Raw genomic sequence first — 18,289 nt, forward strand, 5'->3', positions numbered from 1 at the left:
GTGGGTGGTCGTCGTCGGTGTACCCGCTCGAGGGACCGTCACCCGTGCCGTCAGGTCAGCCGGCGACGGTCGTCGTCGCCGCGACCCCGGCCGAGCGTCTGGGCGAGCAGCACCGCGCCCCAGGGGCCGATGACCCAGATCGGCCAGAAGTAGCGGAGCTCGCCGGAGCCGATCACCGTGGCGGTCCAGACGGCGAGCACGATTACCGCGGTCACGGCCCAGTTGCGCCAGGCCGCCTCGCGGGAGGGTCCGCCGCTCCAGCCGCCGTGGTGCCAGCCGTGGGCGGCGGGCTGCGGCCGGACCGGAGCGGGCGCCGGGGGCTGTGCGGCCGGACGCGGCAGGTCGGCGGTGAGCTCCTCGAGCTCGCCGTAGGTCCGGGCGGCGTAGGCGCGGGCCAGGCGTTCGTCGTACTCGGCGACGGTGAGCCGCCCGGCGCTCATCTGCTCACCGAGCTGGGCGGCCACGGCGGCGCGGTCGGCATCGGCGGCGCGCAGGTGCGGCTCGGGCATCGGGGTGGCCTCCTCGGGTCGGAGCTCCAGTCTTTCCCGGGGTGGGCCCCGGCGGTACTGACGGACGTCACGGGTTCCACGTGGAACGCGTCAGTACGGCGTCCCCGATGGGGGAGGCCCGAGGTGTGGTGGGGTGAGGCCATGAGTGCTGCCTGGCCCGCGACCGAGCCCACCGAGGTGGCGATCGCCGCCGGCGACGCGCGGCTGGTGGTGGATCTGCGCGGCGGCGCGATGCGCACGCTGACCGTCGGCGACCGCGAGCTCCTCGACGGCTACGCCGCGGGCACGGTGCCCGGCGCCAGCCGCGGCCGCGTGCTGCTGCCCTGGCCCAACCGGATCCGCGACGGCCGCTGGAGCTGGGGCGGCCGGGACCTGCAGCTGGAGCTGGCCGGCCCGGACAAGCCCGTCGCCATGCACGGGCTGGTCGGCTGGCAGTCGTGGGCGGTGCTCGAGCAGTCCGACGGCGCGGTCACCGTCGGCACCGTCGTCGAGGCCCGGTCCGGCTACCCGTTCCGGCTCGCCGCGGCGATCGACCACGTGCTCGAGCCCGGTCGCCTCACCGTGACGATGCGGGTCCGCAACGCCGGTGCCGAGCCCGCCCCCTTCGGCGCCGGCTTCCACCCCTACCTGGCCGTCGGTGCGCAGGAGGACGGCGCCATCGCCGACGCCGAGCTGGAGCTGCCCGCCCGCACCGAGCTGGTGGTGGACGACGGCGGGCTCCCGACGGGGGAGCGCCGTCCCCTCGAGGAGGCTGTCGGCCGGATCGGGGACCGCGCCTTCGACACCCCGGTCACCGACCTCGACCGCGACGCCGACGGCTGGGCGCGGGTGCGGCTGCGGAGCGCGGCGCTGGGCACCCTGGAGCTCGCCGTCGACGGGTCCTGGCCGTGGCTGCAGGTCTTCACCGGCGACACGCTGCGGCCCGGGCAGCGCCGGCGCAGCGTGGCCGTGGAGCCGATGACCTGCCCGCCCAACGCGCTGGCCGACTCCGTCGACCTCGTCGTCCTCGAGCCGGGCGCGGACTGGACGGGCACCTGGACGCTCGGCTGGGGCGCCTGACGTGCGGGTCGCCGAGCTGTGGCGCTACCCGGTCAAGTCGCTGCAGGGCGAGCGGCTGACCACCGTCCACGTCGGGCCGGAGGGCCTGGCCGGGGACCGGCAGTGGGCGCTGTTCGACGCTCCGACCGGCTACGGGCTGACCGCGCGGCGGGTGCCCGACCTGCTCTTCCTCTCCGGCCGGCTGCGCGCCGACGGCCACGTCGAGGTGGTGCTGCCGGACGGGACGGTCACGTCGGACGACGCGGTCCTGTCCGACTGGCTGGGTAGGTCGGTGGCGCTGCGGGCGGCGGCGGACGCACCCGGCGAGCGCCTGTACGAGAACCCCAACGAGGTCAGCGCGGCCGGCGAGTACGACTGGGACGCCTTCCCCGGGGCCCGCGGGGCCTTCCACGACAGCTCGCGCACCCGGGTCTCGCTGGTCTCCACCGGCACGCTGGGCACCTGGGACCGGCGGCGGTTCCGGGCGAACGTCGTCCTCGACGGGGCGGGGGAGGACGCGCTGATCGGGCAGCAGGTGCGGCTGGGCGGCGCCGAGCTGGACGTCGTCAAGCCGGTGGACCGCTGCGTCATGGTGACCCGCCCGCAGCCGGGCGGGATCGGCCGCGACAACGGCGTCCTCAAGACCATCCACCGCGAGCGGGACGGCTGCCTGGCGATCGGGGCGCTGGTGGCCCGGACGGGCACGGTCGCGGTGGGCGACGAGCTGACAGCATGAGCCGCGTGCGCACCGTCGAACTGCGGCCGGGGGAGGAGTCCATCCGGCTGGGGCAGCTGCTCAAGCTGGTGGACGCCGTCCCGACCGGCGCCCAGGTGAAGGACGTGCTGCTCACCGGCACGGTGCGGGTCAACGGCGAGCCGGAGGAGCGCCGCGGCCGGCAGCTGCGCAAGGGCGACGTCGTGAGCGTCGAGGGCATGGAGGACGTGCGCGTCGCCTGAGTTCCACGTGGAACGCTGTGGCCCATGACGCGCGCGCCGTACCTGTCGTCCCGGCTGCAGGGCTTCGGGACGACGGTCTTCGCCGAGATGAGCGCGCTCGCCGTCGCCACGGGCTCGATCAACCTCGGGCAGGGCTTCCCGGACTACCCGGGACCGCCGGAGGTGCTCGACGTCGCCCGCGCGGCCATCGGCACCGCGCACGACCAGTACCCGCCGGGCCCCGGCATCCCGGAGCTGCGGTCCGCGGTCGCCGAGCACGTGCACCGCTTCGGCGGCCACGCCTACGACCCGGACGCCGAGATCCTGGTCACCGCGGGCGCGACCGAGGCGCTGACCGCCGCGCTGCTGGCGCTGCTCGAGCCCGGCGACGAGGTCGTGCTGTTCGAGCCGATGTACGACAGCTACGCGGCGGGCATCGCGATGGCCGGCGGGGTCGCCCGGCCGGTGCCGCTGCGGCCCCCGGCGTCCGGCACCGGCCCGTGGACCTTCGACCCCGCCGAGCTGCGCGCCGCGGTCACCCCGCGGGCGCGGCTGCTGCTGCTCAACACCCCGCACAACCCCACCGGCAAGGTCTTCACCCGCGCGGAGCTGGGCACGCTGGCCGCGCTGGCGATGGAGCACGAGCTGCTGGTGCTCACCGACGAGGTCTACGAGCACCTGGTCTTCACGGGCAGCCGGCACGCCACCCTGGCCACCGTGCCCGGCATGCGGGAGCGGACCCTCGTGGTGGGCAGCGCCGGGAAGACCTTCAACGTCACCGGCTGGAAGGTCGGCTGGATCTGCGGACCGGCGCCGCTGGTGTCCGCCGTCCGCACGGCCAAGCAGTTCCTCACCTACGTCAACGGCGGGCCGTTCCAGCCGGCGGTCGCGGCGGGGCTGCGGCTGCCCGGCGAGTACTTCGCCGGCATCGCGCGGGACCTGGAGCACCGCCGCGACGTGCTGGTCGAGGGGCTGACCGCGGCGGGCCTGCCGGTGGTGTGCCCGGAGGCGACGTACTTCGCCACGGTCGACGTCCGGCCGGTGCAGCCCGACGGGGACGGCCTGGCCTTCTGCCGGGCGCTCCCCGAGCGCGCGGGGGTGGTGGCCGTCCCGACCGTGGTCTTCTACTCGTCGGAGCACGCGCACCTGGGGCGCCACCTGGTGCGCTTCGCGTTCTGCAAGAGCGACGCGGTGCTGGCCGAGGCGGTCGAGCGACTGGGGAGGATGGGCTGATGAGGTTCGCGGTGGTCCAGCACGACATCGTCTGGGAGGACCGGGCGGCCAACTTCGCGCGCCTGGCGCCGCAGGTGGCCTGCGCGGCCGGCGCCGGGGCGGAGTTCGTGCTCCTCAGCGAGACGTTCTCCACCGGCTTCTCGATGACGCCGGGGATCGGCGAGCCCGAGGGCGGCCCGTCGGCGCGGTTCCTGCAGGAGCAGGCTGCCGAGCACGGCGTCTGGGTGGCCGGCAGCTGCCCGGAGGTCGCCCCGGACACCGGCGGGGTGGGTGGGGGTGACGCAGCGCTGCCCTACAACTCGTTCGTCCTGGCGGGCCCCGACGGCACGGTGCACCGCTACCGCAAGCTGCACCCGTTCACCCACGGCGGCGAGCACGAGCGCTTCCGGGCGGGGGAGAAGCCGGTGACCGTGGAGGTCGGCGACCTGCGGGTGACGCCGTTCATCTGCTACGACCTGCGCTTCGCCGACGTCTTCTGGTCCGCCGCGCTCGACACCGACGTCTACCTGGTGACGGCGAACTGGCCCGCCGCCCGCCGGCTGCACTGGCAGACGCTGCTGCAGGCCCGGGCGATCGAGAACCAGGCCTACGTCGTCGGCTGCAACCGGGTCGGCACCGCGGGCGACGGCACCGAGCACACCGGCGACAGCCGCATCGTCAGCCCGATGGGCGAGCTGCTGGTGACCGCCGCGGGCGTGGAGACGGTGCTGGTGGCCGACGTCGACCCCGCGGAGGTGGCCGCGACCCGCCAGCGGCTGCAGTTCATCGCCGACAGGCGCTGACGGCACAGCCTCGCCGATCGGCGGGCCTGAGCAAGGACCGCTACCGCCGCCACCCAGGAGCTCCGCGGCGGGACCGCAGGGGGTCGTTCCCAGCGGCGGTCCCGGCCGAGGCGGCCCGGGCCCGGGCGGGCGGCCGCGTCGGGCGCACCACCGCCCCCGACGCTTACCAGGCCACGCCCGGCTCGTAGGTCCCGAAGCTCCACTCCTGGCCGCCCGGGTCCAGCACCCGGGCCCGCCGGCTGTGCCAGATGGTGTTCTCGGGGGCGACGACCGGCCGGGCACCCGCGGCGACGGCTCGCTCGAAGGCCCCGTCGACGTCCTCGACGCGCAGGTAGAGGCCACGCCCGGTGGAGTCGCCGACCAGAGGCGGGACCAGGTGGTCGGCGGTGTCGCCGGACACCATGAGGACGACGTCCCCCCAGCGGACCTCCGCGTGGGTCACGACACCGTCGGAGCCCTCCTGCCGCCGGACCTCGGAGAAGCCGAGGGCGGCCAGCCAGTCCAGGGCGGCACGGGCATCGCGGTAACTGACGTAGGCGAACAGCTGCGCGGTCACCCCGTGCAGGCTAGAGGCGCTCCTGGCCCAGGTGGTCCTGGTCGACGTCGACCCGCTCGCGGCGCACCTGGTCGCGGACCTGCACGTGCTCCTGCACCCACTCGGTGCGCAGCCGGACCCGCTCCACCGGCACGACCTCGGTGCCGACGACCGGCCGCTCGGTGTGCAGCACGATGGTCTCCGGCAGGCCGCCCGTGCCGGCCGCGTCGAGGGCACCGGCCGTCGCCGGGGCGCCGTCGCCCAGGGGGATCTCCTCGATCCGGATCTCCTCGCGGCGGATGGGGACGGTGACCTGCACCTCCTCGGTGACCACGTACTTGACCACCCGCACCCGCTTGGCGGCGTAGCGCTCCATGGTCACCCGCAGCTGCTCCTCGCTGCGGGTCATGGCGCCGTCGGTCGTGGGCGGGGTCGGCACGGCGGCGACCGGCACGGTCTGGTCGCGGGCGGCCTCCCGGTCGATGCTGACGGTGTCCTGCTCCGTGCCGCCCGCCCTGTGGTCGCCCGGCAGCTGGGAGAGGTCGCGGGTGGTCGTGTCGTCGCCGACCGGGGCCGTCGTCGTCCCGGCCGTCGTCGTCCCGGCCGTCGTCCCGGCAGGTGTCGTCCCGGCGTCCAGGCCGTAGTGCTGGCGCAGCAGCGCCTCGGTCTCGGGGTCGAGGTGCTGGTCGGACACCGACGGCGCGGTGCGGACCGCGTCCTTGGTGACCGGCAGACGCACGCTGCCCTCGGTGAAGGTGGCGTCGGTCGCGGGGACGACGGAGTGCCGGGTGCCGAACAGCCCGGTGGAGACCGCCACCCAGGTGGGGGCACCGGTGCGGTCGTCGGTGAAGAAGTGCTCGACGGTGCCGATCTTCTCGCCGTCGGGCCCGTACGCCGCGCTGCCGATCGCCGCGGACAGTTCTCGCTCGCTCAACACCGGGTCGGCTCCCCTCGTCCTCACTGGTCCCGCACGGGACCCTCCGGGACGAGCGTGCCCACCCGGGACACCGCCCGAACATGGGTCGCCGCGCGGCGTCCGCCGGTGTGCTGGCCTGCTCCTCTCTGCCTACCGTGGCACCCGTGACCAGCGAGCACATCGAGGTCGAGCGCAAGTTCGAGGCCGGCGAGGGCTTCTCCCTCCCGGACCTGACCGGTGTCGGGGAGGTCGCCGCGGTCGGCGACCCGGAGGAGCAGTCGCTCCAGGCGACCTACTACGACACCCCGGACCTGCGGCTGCTGCGCTCCCGCGTGACGCTGCGGCGGCGAACCGGCGGGGCCGACGCCGGTTGGCACGTGAAGCTGCCGGCGGCGGCCGGCGCCCGGCGGGAGCTGCACCAGCCGCTGGGCCGGGCGGCCCGCACCGCCCCGCGCGCCGTCGTCGCCCCGGTGCTCGGGCTGCTGGGCACCGCCGCGGCCGAGCCGGTCGCGACCGTCTCCACCCGCCGGGTGGTGCACCGGCTGCTCGACGAGGGCGGCCGGGTGCTGGCCGAGGTGGCCGACGACGCCGTCGTCGGCACGGCGTTCGCGACCGACCCCGGCGAGCCGGCCACCGTCACCACCTGGCGGGAGCTCGAGGTCGAGCTGGTCGACGGCGATGAGGCCCTGCTCGAGGCGGTCACCGAGCGGCTCGTCGCGGCCGGCGCCCGGCCCTCCGCCGTCCCCTCGAAGCTCGGCCGGGTGCTCGACGGGCGGCTGCCGGCGCCGACGTCCGCCGCCCCGGAGGCGGCGACGGACGGCGGGACGGCGGGCAAGGGGAAGAAGGGCAGGAAGAAGACCCCGGTCCGCACCGCCGGCGAGGTGGTCCTCGGGGCGGTGGCCGGGCAGCTGCAGGCGCTGCGGGACGCCGACCTGGCGGTGCGCACCGAGCAGCCCGAGGGGGTGCACGACCTGCGGGTCGCCTGCCGTCGGCTGCGCAGCATCCTCGCCTCGTTCCGCCCGGTGCTGGACCGCGAGCACACCGACCCGCTGCGCGAGGAGCTGCGGTGGGTGGGTGCCCAGCTCTCCGGCGCCCGCGACACCGAGGTCGCGCTGTCGCACCTGCGCGAGCTGGTCGCCGCCCAGCCGGTCGAGCTGGTGCTCGGACCGGTCGCCGCCCGGTTGCAGCAGACCGAGATCAAGGACCACCACGCCGGCGCCCGCCGGGTCATCCGCACGCTCACCGACCGGCGCTACCTGCGGTTGATCGACGCCCTGGACGCGCTGCTGGCCGACCCGCCGGTCACCCAGCTGGCCGCAGCGCCCGCCCCCGCGCAGCTGGCCGACGCCGTCCGCCGCACCGGGAAGCGGCTGCGCCGGGTCGTCGACGCGGCCCGCGAGGCGGAGGGCGACGACCGGCACCACCTGCTGCACGAGGTCCGGAAGGCCACCAAGCGGGTCCGGTACACCGCGGAGGTCGCGGAGGCCGAGTTCGGAGCGCCGGCGACGGCGCTGGTCGACTGCACCAAGCAGGTGCAGGACCTGCTGGGCGCCGCGCAGGACACCGTCGTCACCCGGGACGTCGCCGTGCGGGTCGGGCGGGCCGCCTTCGCGGCGGGCGAGAACGCCTGGACCTACGGCCGGCTGCACGGCCTCGAGGAGGCCCGGGCCGAGGCCGCCGAGACGGGGTTCTGGAGCCTGGAGCGGGGGCTGCGGCGCGCCGTCAAGGCCGTGGCCTCGCTGGGCTGAGGACCACCTCCCGGGCGTCCCACGCTCGACGCGGGACCCGGAGGGTGACCGTTCCCCAGGACGTCACCCAGGCTCGTGGCGGGGCCGGGGACACTGCAGGGGGGCCGGGAACGGAGCCGGCCCGACGCGGAACGTCCCCACGAGCACGAGGAGCCCGTCCTGTCCCTGATCGGCCTGCTGGGCTTCGCCACCGTCGTCCTCCTGGCCGTGCTGCTGCTGCACGGCTACCTGTGGTGGCGGCTGGTCCGCAGCACCACCCCGCCGGGCCGCACGCGCCGGCTGCTGACGCTGGGCCTGGTCGTCCTCGCCGTGCTGCCGGTGGGCGCGGTTTTGCTGCGGCGCCAGGACTCGCTGCTGAGCACGGTGGTGCAGTGGGTCGGCTTCAGCTGGCTCGGCGTCGCCTTCTACCTGTTCCTGACCCTGCTCGCCCTCGAGCCGGTCCGGCTGCTGCTGCGCCGGCGGTTTCGCAGCGCACCGGCCGCGGAGCCGGTCGCCGTCCCGGTGGGAGCCGTGCCCGCACCGGAGGAGACCCCGGTCCCGGAAGACCTCGGTGTCGCCGACCCCACGCGGCGGTTGCTGCTGGCCCGCGGCCTCGCCGTCACGGCCGGCGCCGTCGCGCTGGGGACGGCGGGCACCGGCGCCTACCTGGCCAACAGCGCCCCCGTCGTCCGCCGGGTGCCGGTGACGCTGGCCGGGCTCGACCCGGCCCTGGACGGCCTGCGCATCGTCACCTTCTCCGACGGCCACCTCTCGGCCATGTCGAGCACACGACGGTTCGAGCGGCTGGTGGACATCGTCAACGCCCAGCAGCCCGACGTCGTGGCGATCGTGGGTGACCTGGTCGACGGCGAGCTCGGCGAACTGCGCGAGGAGGTGGCGCCGCTGGCCGACCTGGTCAGCGAGCAGGGCGTCTACTTCGTGACCGGCAACCACGAGTACTTCGTCGACACGACCGCCTGGTTGCGCCACCTGCCCACCCTCGGCGTCCAGGTGCTGCGCAACGAGCGGGTGCCCATCGTGCGCGGCGGCGCGTCGGTCGACCTGGCCGGCATCGACGACCGGACGGCGATCAGCTCCGGCGTGCCCGGCCACGGCGCCGACCTCGACACCGCGCTGGACGGCCGCGACGACGCCGTCCCGGTCGTGCTCATGGCCCACCAGCCGGTGCAGGTCGAGCAGGCGGCCGCCGCCGGGGTGGGCCTGCAGCTGTCCGGGCACACGCACGGCGGCCAGCTGTGGCCCTTCGACTACGCGGTGCGGCTGGACCAGCCGGCCGTGCAGGGGCTGTCCCGGGTCGGCGACACCCAGCTCTACGTCACGACCGGCGCAGGCTACTGGGGTCCGCCGATGCGGATCGGCGCGCGGCCCGAGGTCGCGGTCGTCGAGCTGCGCGCCCCCTGAGGCTCAGAGCTGGCGCAGCGCGGACAAGGCCTCCTCCATGACGTGCTCCAGCGACAGCTCGCCGGCGGACTCCGCCCAGCGCAGCAGGGCCTGCGTGTACGCCGACAGGTGGGCGGTGACGACCACGGTCGAGGCCGGGTGTCCCGGCTCTCCGTCGCAGAGTGCGTCGAGGAACATCTGCGCCGTCGCCCGCTCGTACTCCGCCGCCCGGTAGCGCAGCCGCGGGGTGGCGGCGATGAGCTGCCAACGGGCCAGCGCGTCGGACCGGCGTTCCCCCTGGAGACCGTGCAGGAACTGGCGGAGCACGCCGCGCACCCGCTCGCCGAGGGGGAGGTCGGCCGGCACCGACGCGAGCAGGGCGGTGACCTCGGCGCGGTCCGGCGGCGCCATGATCAGGTCGTCCTTGCTCGGGTAGTGCGCGTAGAAGGTCTGCACCGAGACCCCGGCCGCGGCGGCCAGGCGGGAGATCGGCACGTCCTCGTACCCGCTCTCCCGGAACAGCTCCATCGCGGTGTCGTAGATCCGCTGGTGCGTCGAGGCGTACTGACGGGCGCGGTGGTCCTGGGCCACGACCGGTCCCCTCTCGTCCGCGGCGCCCCCGGCGCTCGACCACTTCTGACAGCGACCGGGCGAGAACGCCGAGACGACACCACATCATGTGTCGTACCCGGTGTCCGCACCACTCCCGTGCCGGCCACACCGCACCGCCGGGGGACGAGCCGGGGCGCGGGACGACACGGCAGAGTGAGGGAGACGTCTGTAGACGACCAGACGTCTACACCCGCAGTACCTTTGGGGACGTGACCAGCGCTGTGTCGGGACCGAAGTACCTGTCGGTCCGCGAGAACCTGCGACGCCGGGTGTCCGCGCTGCCCGAGCACACCCTGCTCCCGCCGGAGCCGGTGCTGTGCGAGGAGTACGGGGTCAGCCGGATCACGCTGCGCCGCGCCGTCGACGGCCTGGTCGCCGACGGTCACCTCGTGCGCGAGCAGGGCCGGGGCACCTACGTGACCCGCCCGGCGATCCGCCACGAGTACCGCGAGAGCTTCGTCCACCGCATCGCCGGGTGGAGCTCGGTGATGACCGAGCAGGGCGCGCAGGTGGGCACCACGGTGCTGACCCAGCGGATCGTCCCGGTCCAGCCGCCCGTCGCCACCGAGCTGGGCCTGGAGCCCGCGACCGACGTCGTCGAGTTGGTCCGGCTGCGCAGCGTCGACGGCGCACCCAACCACGTGGCGCACAGCTTCCTGCCGGCCGCCACATACCCCGAGGCGGCCGAGGTGGACCTGAGCGAGGGCTCGCTCTACGAGTTCCTCCGGCGGGAGTACGCCGCCGACCTCGCCACCGCCCGGATCGTCGTCGACGTCGGCACCGCGGCGCCGGAGGAGGCCGACCTGCTGCAGGTGGTCGCGGGCTCGCCGCTGCTGGTGGTCCGGACGACGGTCCGCGACAGCGCCGGTCAGCCCCTCGTGCACAGCTTCTCCCGGCTGCGGCCCGACGTCAGCCAGGTGGAGTTCGAGGTCTCGGTCAGCGGCCGCTGACCCACCGGCGCGGACTACCGTCGGCGGGGCCGCTCCCCGTCGTCCCCGGAGGTCCCATGCCCCAGCCGGTCACCGTCACCGGCAGTCGCGAGGTGCCCCACGAGCGGCGCCAGGTGTGGGAGGCGCTCGCCGTCCTGGAGCCGTACTGCGCCGTCTGCGACGTCTCCTACGTCGTCGACGGCCGGAGCGCGCCGGGCCGCGGGACCCGGTTCGTCGCCGTGCCCGGCCGTCTCGACGACGGCGTGCAGCCGCCGGCCGGCTCGCCGCAGGGCGAGATCGTCGAGTGGGTGCCGCAGGAGCGGGTCACCACCCGCCTGCAGCTGACCCCCGAGACCTGGACGACGACGATCGAGCTCGCCGACGCCGGGCCCGGCACCACGCGCGTGACCATCACCGTCAGCCACGAACCGCACACCGCCGGGCGGCTTCACCAGCGGCTCACCCAGCGCTTGATGCGCGGCGGCGTGCGGGAGATGGTGCAGCGCACCGTGGACGGCGAACTGGACCGGCTGCCCGCCCACGTGGAGCAACTGCAGGGGTGATCATTCGATTGGGCGACGCGCGCATCGTCTTCTCGACCGCCGGGTAGGCCATGATTCGGAGTGCAGCACCCGGCGCTGTGCCGGGTGCGGGCGCTCCGTGCGGGCTAGCGAGGAGTTTGCTATGGAAATCATCGGGTTGATCATCGCGGGGCTCATCATCGGCCTACTGGGCAAGTTCGTCGCCCCTGGCGCGCGGGACAACACGCCCCTCTGGCTCACGCTGCTGTGCGGCATCGGCGGGGTGCTCATCGGGTACTACGTGAGCGGCGCGCTGGGTGTGGCGGCCACTCCAGGCATCGACTGGATGAGGTGGATCATCTCCATCATCGTGGCGGCGGTGCTGGTGGTGGCGGCATCGACGCTCACCGGCCGGAACAAGCGCGCCGTCCGCTGACGCCGGTCTCCGGGGGGCTCCACAGCTCGACCGAGTCCCCCGGGGCCAGTCGGCTGGACGGGGTCGGCGCCCACGGTCCGCGAGCGCAGGGGGGAAGAGCGTGCAGATCCTGGGCCTCATCGCCGTCGGCCTGGTCATCGGGGCCCTGGCCCGGCTGATCCAGCCCGGGCGCCAGCGGATGAGCATCCTCGCCACGATGCTGCTGGGCGTCGTCGGCGCTGTCATCGGCGGTCTCATCGCCGACTGGCTGGACGTCGGCTCGATCACCGAGCTCAACTTCTGGGGCTTCGTCTTCGCCCTCCTCGCCGCGGTGCTGCTGGTCGGCATCGCCGAGGGAGTGACGGCCGGCCGCAACCGCGCCGTCCGCTGAACCCGGCCTCCGGGGGCTCAGAGCTCGACCGAGTCCCCCGGGGCCAGGCGGCTGAACGGCGTCGGGGTCCCCGGCCCCCGTTCGCCCAGCAGGCTGCTGACGATGCCCAGGCCGGCGTCGTTGAGCAGCCCGTCGTGGATGGCGTACGCCTGGTCCGCGTCCACGGCGCGCACGTAGTCGATCACCTCGGCGGTCTTCGACCACGGGGCGTGCACCGGCAGCAGCAGCGTGGCCACCGGCTCGCTGGGGACCGTGAAGGCGTCCCCCGGGTGGAAGACCTCGCCGCCGACCAGGAACCCGATGTTGCCCACCCGCGGCACCTCCGGGTGGATGACCGCGTGCAGCTCCCCGTGCACCGTGACGTCGAACCCGGCGATGGTGAGCGCGTCGCCGTCCCCCACCACGTGCACCCGCCCGGCCGCGCCGTCGAGCCGGCCGGCCACCGACCCGTTGGTCCAGACCTCCAGCGCGGGGTCGGCGTCCATGGCCGCGCGGAGCACGTCGGGCGCGAAGTGGTCCGCGTGCTCGTGGGTCACCAGGACCGCGCCGGCCCCGTCCAGCGCCGACGGATCGGTGAACGCGCCGGGGTCGATGACGAGCCGCCGGTCGTCCTCGCTGAGGACGACGCAGGAATGGCCGTGCTTGGTCAGCTCCATGTCCGGCATCCTGCCCGGGCCCCGCGAGACCCGCCCGACCCGCTCCCGGGTGCACCACGTCACCCGTGCGGGTGAGGTGACCGCCGCCGACGGTGGCCAGGCAGCGGCGTCCTGCCGACACCTGGGGCATGAGCGCCCCCACCGTCGCCGCCACCGTCGTCGCCGCCCGCAGCCGCGCCCACGGCCCCACGACCGCCCTGTGGCACGCCGTCTCCCTGCACCGCCCGACCGCCGAGGTCGACGGCGCCTGCGAGCTGACCCTCTGCGGCTCGCTGGCCCGCATCGACGTCGACCAGCCCTGGCCCACGCCGGCCCGCGATGTCTGCCCCGCCTGCGTCGTCCTCACCCCGTAGGGACCCTTGCGGTGGCCCCCTGCAGGGTCCCGCCACGAGCGTGTGAGTGGCGGGGGGGGCAGGGGGTCCTTCTTCAATGACCGGTGAACCGCGGAGCGCGCTTCTCCAGGAAGGCCTCGACGGCCTCGCGGTGGTCGGCGGTGCGGCCCAGGTCGGTCTGCAGCCGGGCCTCGAGCGCCAGGGTGTCCTCGAGGGAGTCGGTGGCCGCCGTGGCCAGCACGGTCTTGATGGCCCGGAGGGCGGCGGTGGGCCCGGCGGCCAGCCGCGCGGCCAGCGCCTGCGCCTCGGCCAGCACCTGCTCGGGCGGCACCACGCGGTGCACCAGCCCCCACGCGGCGGCGCTCTCTGCGAGGAACGGCTCGGGCAGCAGCAGCAGCTCCGCGGCGCGCGATCCGCCGACGCAGTGCACGAGGCGGGACGCCAGGGCCGAGTCGCTGGACAGCCCGATGCCGGCGAAGGCGGTGGTGAACTTGGCACCGGCGGCGGCCACCCGCAGGTCGCCGGCCAGCGCGATGCCGAGCCCGGCGCCGGCGCAGGCGCCGTTGACGGCCACGACCACCGGCACCCGCAGCCCGGCTAGGGCCAGCACCAGCGGGTTGTACTCCTCCTCGACCACCGACAGCGACGTCGCGGCGTCCCCGCGCAGCGCCTCCACGTGCTGGCCGAGGTCCTGACCGACGCAGAAGGCCCGCCCGGTGCCGGTGAGCACCACGGCCCGCACCGACCCGTCGGCGGCGACCTCGCGGACGACGTCGAGCAGCTCGCGGCGCGACTGGTGGGTCAGCCCCGGCCGCAGCATCGTGATCGTGGCGACCCCGCCGGCGTCCTCACGGGTCACGGTCTCGGGCACGGTCGCCCCTCCTCGTCGTCCTCGGCGGCCCGGCGTGCGGCGGGATCGGCGATCCCGCCCGCTCCCGGGGCCGGAAGCGTACGAGATCGGCGATCTCGATGGGGCGCCCCGGCCGAGCCCCCCGACGACCGGTGGGGGCGCGTGCCGGTCGCGGCGGGACACCTCCCGGTCACCCGGCCGTGGCCGGATCGTGACGGACGATCCCCTCACGGCACGAGTCGGCCTGGGAGGATGGACGGCGGACGGACGCGGCGCGGGTCGGGCGCGCGGCGCCGTCCCCCGGTCGGCGACACGCGCAGCTTCCTGCGCTGATGTGTGGTCCGGTCGGGTGCGGGACATGCAGAGACAGGGGGTCCGGCGCCCCGGGCCGGACACGGACGGCCGGACAGGCGAGGAGTGAGCCACGGTGGTGGAGCCGGGTCGGCGCAACCTGGGTGAGCGGTACGAGCTCGCCGAGCTGATCGCCGCCGGCGGCATGGGGCAGGTCTGGCGCGGCACCGACGTCCTCCTGGGCCGGCCGGTCGCGGTCAAGGTCCTGCGCAGCGAGTACACCGGCGACCCGACCTTCCGCGCCCGCTTCCGCGCCGAGGCCCAGCACGCCGCCGGGCTGTCCCACCCGAACATCGCCGCCGTCTTTGACTACGGCGAGACCGAGGCCACCGACGGCAGCGGCGAGACGCTGGCCTACCTGGTGATGGAGCTCGTCGAGGGCGAGCCCCTGTCGGCGGTGCTGCAGCGCGAGGGCCGGCTGTCGGCCGCAGTCGCCCTGTCCCTGCTCGAGCAGACCGCCTCCGCGCTGGCCGAGGCGCACCGGGTCGGGCTGGTGCACCGCGACGTCAAGCCCGGGAACATCCTGGTCCGCGACGACGGCAGCGTGAAGATCACCGACTTCGGCATCGCCTGGTCGGCCGGCAGCGTGCCGCTCACCCGCACCGGGCAGGTGATCGGCACCCCGCAGTACCTCGCCCCGGAGGTCGCCGAGGGCCACCACGCCACCCCGGCCAGCGACGTCTACGCCCTGGGCCTGGTCGGCTACGAGTGCCTCACCGGTCACCCCGCCTTCGACGGCGACAACGCGGTGACGATCGCGCTCAAGCAGGTGCGCGACGATCCCGAGCCGCTGCCCGACGACCTGCCCGGTGACGTGCGCAAGCTGATCCGCCGCGCGCTGGCCAAGGACCCGGCCGCGCGGATGCCCGACGGTGCCGCCTTCGTCGCCGCGGTCGAGGACGTCCGGGCCGGCCGTCCCCTCCCCGAGCCCCCGCCCACCCGCACCATGGCCGCCGTCCCCGGCCTGCCTCCGGTTGCGGGTCCGGCCGCCGGGCCGGCCGTGCGGACGGTCGGCCCACCGGCGCGCCGCCACCGGGGCCTGGCCGCGGTCCTCGTGCCGGTGGTGACGCTGCTGCTGGGCGCCGGTGCGGCGGCGGGTGTCTTCGTGGCCGTCTCCAGCGACGAGGGGGACGGCGGACCCACCGTGGTCGCCGCGCAGACCGAGGACGCCCGGATCGCGCTGGCCGCCGAGGACTACGTCGGCCGGCAGGTCGACGAGGCGGCGCTCGCGCTGTCCGCGCTGGGCCTGCTCGTGCAGCGGGAGGAAGAGGTCACCGACGACGCCGCCCCCGGTCTCGTCACCGCCGTCGACCCGGTCGGCGCGCAGCTGCGGCCGGGTGACGTCGTGCGGGTCCGCTACGCCGTCGCGCCTGAGCCCGCCCCGCGGCAGCAGCGGAGCTCGCCGGCCACCCGCGTCTCCGAGGACACCCCGGACAGGCAGCGGCCGGTGGCCCAGCCCACGCCGACCGAGCCGGAGCCCACGCCGACGGCCACGCCGGAGGAGCTGCCGGCCAGCGCCGCGCCGACCGAGACGTCGACCCTGCCCGCGACCACCTCGGCGACGGAGTCCGGGACGACGTCGGCGCCGGACAGCACGTCCGGGACGTCGACCCCACCTCCCGACCCGTCGGACGGCGACGGGGACGGTGGCGGCAACGGCAACGGCAACGGCAACGGCAACGGCAACGGCAACGGCAACGGCAACGGCAACAGCAACGGCGGCGACAGCAACGGTGACGGCGACTGGGACCGCAGCGAGCGCTGACCCCCCGGACGGGTGGACCTGCCGTTCCGGGGTTTCGAGACCGGCTCGGAGTGGCACCCTGGGGATCCGTCGGGGACCGCTCCGCGCGGGTACGGGCAGGGGGAACGGGTGGCCGAGCCGGGGGTGCGCACGCTCGGCGACCGCTACGAACTGCTCTCCCTCGTCGCCACCGGCGGCATGGGCCAGGTGTGGCGGGCTCACGACGCGCTGCTGGACCGGCCGGTCGCGGTCAAGCTCCTGCGCAGCGAGTACACCGGCGACCCGACGTTCCTCGCCCGGTTCCGCGCCGAGGCCCAGCACACCGCGCGGCTGGTGCACCCGAACATCGCGGCCCTGCACGACTACGGCGAGGTCGTCGCGTCCGACGGCAGCGGGGAGACCCTCGCCTACCTGGTGATGGAGCTGGTCGAGGGCGAGCCGCTGTCGGCACTGCTGACCCGCTGCGGCCGCCTCGACCCGCACCGGACGCTCGACATCGTGCGGCAGACCGCCGCGGCGCTGGCCGTGGCGCACGCCGCCGGGGTGGTGCACCGCGACGTCAAGCCGGGCAACGTGCTGGTCGGCTGGGACGGCGTCGTCAAGATCACCGACTTCGGGATCGCCTGGTCGGCCTCCAACGTGCCGCTCACCCGCACCGGCCAGGTGGTCGGCACCGCCCACTACCTCTCCCCTGAGCAGGCCGGAGGCGGCAAGGCCGGCCCGGCCAGCGACGTCTACGCGCTGGGCGCGATCACCTACGAGTGCCTGGCCGGCCGGCGCGCGTTCGACGGCGAGGGCCCGGTGCAGATCGCCCTGGCCCAGATCCGCGACGAGCCCGAGCCGCTGCCCGACGACGTCCCGGAGCCACTGCGCACGCTCGTCGCCCGCGCCCTGGTCAAGGACCCGGCGCTGCGCTTCCCCGACGGCGCGGCGTTCCGCGCGGCCATCGACGCCGTGCGCGCCGGCCGGCCGCTCGCCCCCCTGCCGCCGACCACCGCCGCGCTGCCGGCAGCGAGGGACCGGCGTCGGCTGCTGGTCCCGGCGGCCACCTTGCTCCTCGGCGTGGGGCTCGGTGTCGGGGCGCTGCAGGTGGTCGGGAGCGAGGGCGCCGCCACGTCGGCGGCCGTCGCCGGCGCCGCGGCCCCGACGACGGCCGCAGTCGCGCCGGTGGCGGCGCTGGTGGTCACCGCCGCCGACCACCTGGGGCGCCCGGCCGACGAGGTCGAGGCGGAGCTGGCGGCGCTCGGCCTGCGGGTGCAGCGTGAGACCGTGGAGCGCTCCGACGTCCCCGCGGGTCAGGTGGTCGAGCTCGGGCCGGTCGGCGCGCTGGCGCCCGGCGAGCTGGTCACGCTCACCGTCGCGGTGGCCCCACCTGCGCCTGCGCCGGCACCCGTCGTCCCGGCACCCGCGCCGGCACCCGTCGTCCCGGCACCCGCGCCGGAACCCGTCGTCCCGGCACCCGCGCCAGAACCCGTCGTCCCGGCACCCGCTCCACAGCCCGTCGTCCCCGAGGTGGTCACGGTGCCGATCCCGCCGGCTGCGGAGCGGGGTCCGGAGCCCGCCCCCGTCCCGGTCTGGGACGGGGCCGACGCCGCCGAGGACGACGCGGCCCCGGGCAACGGCAAGGGGAAGGGCAAGGAGAAGCCGGACTCCTCCGGCAAGGGAAACGGCCGGGGCTGATCCGCCGCTCAGCCGCGGCTGCGGCTGGGCGCCACCCAGAGCGCGGCACCGAGGGCGGCCAGCGCGCCGGTGAGGACGAAGCCGCGGTCGCTGTCGATACGCGGCAGCACGACGAGCACCCAGAACACGGCCACGCCGGTCAGCCCTCCGGCGGCGACCTTCCACGCCGCGTCCGGGCGCAGCCGGGCGGCGGGCAGGAACCGGCCGGCGAACGGCAGCCCCCCGAGGAGGGTGGCGAGGGTCGCGAAGACCGCCCACAGGGTCACCGCGGACCACAGCGAGGTCTCACCGAAGTCCAGCGTCAGGCCGAACTGGAGCAGCAGGAAGGAGAGCGCGGTGAGGCCGGCGCCGATGCGGACGGTCCGCTCCTGCGCGGAACGCGGGGCGGGGGGAGTGCGCGGGGCGCGGGGAATACGCGGGGTGCGCGGGGTCCGCGCCGTGCGGGGCCGCTCGGCGGTGCGCGGCAGGCCGGAGGGGTGGTCGGAGGTGTCCGCCGGTGGCGGCGAGGCGACCCCGGGCAGGCCGGGCAGCCCGCCGACCGGCCCGGTCGGCTGGACGCCACCGGACACCGGCGCGGCGTCCACGCGCGGCACCTGGTGGGTGCCGGCGACGGTGGCCGCGGTCGCGCCCACCCCGACCTCGTGGGTGCCGGTGTAGGCCGGGTCCCGCGGGGTCGGCGGCTCGGGGGTGGGAGACGGGTGCGTCACGGTTCCTCCTCGCTCGGACGCGGG

The 18,289-nt window shown here is 75.6% G+C and carries 21 protein-coding genes; 14 read left to right on the forward strand and 7 right to left on the reverse strand.

Annotation, left to right across the window (positions count from 1 at the left end):
* Positions 1-50: 50 nt before the first annotated feature.
* Positions 51-509 carry a DUF1707 SHOCT-like domain-containing protein gene (locus GOBS_RS00225; RefSeq protein WP_012946295.1) on the reverse strand — a complete coding sequence of 153 codons (459 nt, stop codon included), beginning with the start codon at positions 507-509 and terminating at the stop codon, positions 51-53.
* 141 nt (positions 510-650) lie between these two features.
* Between GOBS_RS00225 and GOBS_RS00230 the strand changes: the two genes are divergently transcribed.
* From GOBS_RS00230 to GOBS_RS00250, 5 genes are read left to right on the forward strand one after another with little or no spacing between them, the layout of a single operon-like run.
* On the forward strand, positions 651-1,568 hold the full coding sequence (locus GOBS_RS00230; protein WP_041241250.1) for an aldose 1-epimerase family protein: 918 nt from the start codon (positions 651-653) through the stop codon (positions 1,566-1,568).
* Position 1,569: 1 nt separating this feature from the next.
* Complete coding sequence (locus GOBS_RS00235; RefSeq protein WP_012946297.1) at positions 1,570-2,283, forward strand: MOSC domain-containing protein; 714 nt, start codon at positions 1,570-1,572, stop codon at positions 2,281-2,283.
* Positions 2,280-2,504 carry an RNA-binding S4 domain-containing protein gene (locus GOBS_RS00240; RefSeq protein WP_012946298.1) on the forward strand — a complete coding sequence of 75 codons (225 nt, stop codon included), beginning with the start codon at positions 2,280-2,282 and terminating at the stop codon, positions 2,502-2,504. Before GOBS_RS00235 ends, GOBS_RS00240 begins: the two co-directional genes overlap by 4 nt.
* 24 nt (positions 2,505-2,528) lie before the next feature.
* The gene (locus tag GOBS_RS00245; protein ID WP_012946299.1) at positions 2,529-3,716 is read left to right on the forward strand and encodes a pyridoxal phosphate-dependent aminotransferase; all 1,188 of its coding nucleotides are present in this window, start codon (positions 2,529-2,531) and stop codon (positions 3,714-3,716) included.
* Entirely contained in the window at positions 3,716-4,498 is a 783-nt protein-coding gene (locus GOBS_RS00250) for a nitrilase-related carbon-nitrogen hydrolase (RefSeq protein WP_012946300.1), read from the forward strand. Before GOBS_RS00245 ends, GOBS_RS00250 begins: the two co-directional genes overlap by 1 nt.
* A gap of 163 nt (positions 4,499-4,661) precedes the next feature.
* On the opposite strand, the gene GOBS_RS00255 is transcribed toward GOBS_RS00250, so the two are convergent.
* Together GOBS_RS00255 and GOBS_RS00260 are read right to left on the reverse strand one after the other, a co-directional pair.
* Positions 4,662-5,054 (reverse strand): VOC family protein, encoded by a 393-nt coding sequence (locus GOBS_RS00255; protein WP_012946301.1) that lies wholly within the window; start codon positions 5,052-5,054, stop codon positions 4,662-4,664.
* Between the two features lie 10 nt (positions 5,055-5,064).
* Positions 5,065-5,970: a PRC and DUF2382 domain-containing protein gene (locus GOBS_RS00260; RefSeq protein WP_012946302.1), complete on the reverse strand. Its 906-nt coding sequence runs from the start codon at positions 5,968-5,970 to the stop codon at positions 5,065-5,067.
* 143 nt (positions 5,971-6,113) lie between these two features.
* Between GOBS_RS00260 and GOBS_RS00265 the strand changes: the two genes are divergently transcribed.
* Both GOBS_RS00265 and GOBS_RS00270 read left to right on the forward strand, forming a co-directional pair.
* The gene (locus tag GOBS_RS00265; protein ID WP_012946303.1) at positions 6,114-7,697 is read left to right on the forward strand and encodes a CYTH and CHAD domain-containing protein; all 1,584 of its coding nucleotides are present in this window, start codon (positions 6,114-6,116) and stop codon (positions 7,695-7,697) included.
* Between the two features lie 75 nt (positions 7,698-7,772).
* Positions 7,773-9,098, forward strand: a complete 1,326-nt coding sequence (locus GOBS_RS00270; RefSeq protein ID WP_012946304.1) for a metallophosphoesterase — start codon at positions 7,773-7,775, stop codon at positions 9,096-9,098.
* Positions 9,099-9,101: 3 nt separating this feature from the next.
* Here the strand turns inward: GOBS_RS00270 and GOBS_RS00275 are convergent, their stop codons facing one another.
* Positions 9,102-9,668 (reverse strand): TetR/AcrR family transcriptional regulator, encoded by a 567-nt coding sequence (locus GOBS_RS00275; RefSeq protein WP_012946305.1) that lies wholly within the window; start codon positions 9,666-9,668, stop codon positions 9,102-9,104.
* A gap of 230 nt (positions 9,669-9,898) precedes the next feature.
* Here GOBS_RS00275 and GOBS_RS00280 point away from each other — a divergent pair, with 230 nt between their 5' ends.
* From GOBS_RS00280 to GOBS_RS00295, 4 genes are all read left to right on the forward strand, one after another.
* Positions 9,899-10,639 (forward strand): GntR family transcriptional regulator, encoded by a 741-nt coding sequence (locus tag GOBS_RS00280; protein WP_166487232.1) that lies wholly within the window; start codon positions 9,899-9,901, stop codon positions 10,637-10,639.
* Between the two features lie 56 nt (positions 10,640-10,695).
* Complete coding sequence (locus tag GOBS_RS00285) at positions 10,696-11,181, forward strand: SRPBCC family protein (protein WP_012946307.1); 486 nt, start codon at positions 10,696-10,698, stop codon at positions 11,179-11,181.
* Positions 11,182-11,302: 121 nt separating this feature from the next.
* The gene (locus GOBS_RS00290; RefSeq protein WP_012946308.1) at positions 11,303-11,575 is read left to right on the forward strand and encodes a hypothetical protein; all 273 of its coding nucleotides are present in this window, start codon (positions 11,303-11,305) and stop codon (positions 11,573-11,575) included.
* Between the two features lie 100 nt (positions 11,576-11,675).
* Positions 11,676-11,945 (forward strand): GlsB/YeaQ/YmgE family stress response membrane protein, encoded by a 270-nt coding sequence (locus GOBS_RS00295; RefSeq protein ID WP_012946309.1) that lies wholly within the window; start codon positions 11,676-11,678, stop codon positions 11,943-11,945.
* Positions 11,946-11,962: 17 nt separating this feature from the next.
* Here GOBS_RS00295 and GOBS_RS00300 read toward each other — a convergent pair whose 3' ends face one another.
* Complete coding sequence (locus tag GOBS_RS00300; protein ID WP_012946310.1) at positions 11,963-12,601, reverse strand: MBL fold metallo-hydrolase; 639 nt, start codon at positions 12,599-12,601, stop codon at positions 11,963-11,965.
* A 128-nt stretch (positions 12,602-12,729) separates the two neighbouring features.
* Here GOBS_RS00300 and GOBS_RS00305 point away from each other — a divergent pair, with 128 nt between their 5' ends.
* Positions 12,730-12,954, forward strand: a complete 225-nt coding sequence (locus tag GOBS_RS00305; protein ID WP_012946311.1) for a hypothetical protein — start codon at positions 12,730-12,732, stop codon at positions 12,952-12,954.
* Positions 12,955-13,027: 73 nt separating this feature from the next.
* Here GOBS_RS00305 and GOBS_RS00310 read toward each other — a convergent pair whose 3' ends face one another.
* A complete protein-coding gene (locus GOBS_RS00310; RefSeq protein WP_012946312.1) occupies positions 13,028-13,804 on the reverse strand; it encodes an enoyl-CoA hydratase-related protein in 777 nt (258 codons plus the stop codon).
* A 406-nt stretch (positions 13,805-14,210) separates the two neighbouring features.
* Between GOBS_RS00310 and GOBS_RS00315 the strand changes: the two genes are divergently transcribed.
* Positions 14,211-15,899, forward strand: coding sequence for a serine/threonine-protein kinase (locus tag GOBS_RS00315; protein WP_012946313.1), 1,689 nt, complete (start codon positions 14,211-14,213; stop codon positions 15,897-15,899).
* A 108-nt stretch (positions 15,900-16,007) separates the two neighbouring features.
* Positions 16,008-17,558 (forward strand): protein kinase domain-containing protein, encoded by a 1,551-nt coding sequence (locus GOBS_RS29105; protein WP_279432630.1) that lies wholly within the window; start codon positions 16,008-16,010, stop codon positions 17,556-17,558.
* Between the two features lie 8 nt (positions 17,559-17,566).
* Here GOBS_RS29105 and GOBS_RS00325 read toward each other — a convergent pair whose 3' ends face one another.
* On the reverse strand, positions 17,567-18,265 hold the full coding sequence (locus GOBS_RS00325) for a hypothetical protein (RefSeq protein ID WP_012946315.1): 699 nt from the start codon (positions 18,263-18,265) through the stop codon (positions 17,567-17,569).
* Positions 18,266-18,289: the final 24 nt, after the last annotated feature.

Source organism: Geodermatophilus obscurus DSM 43160, from assembly GCF_000025345.1.
In the GTDB taxonomy this organism is placed as follows: domain Bacteria; phylum Actinomycetota; class Actinomycetes; order Mycobacteriales; family Geodermatophilaceae; genus Geodermatophilus; species Geodermatophilus obscurus.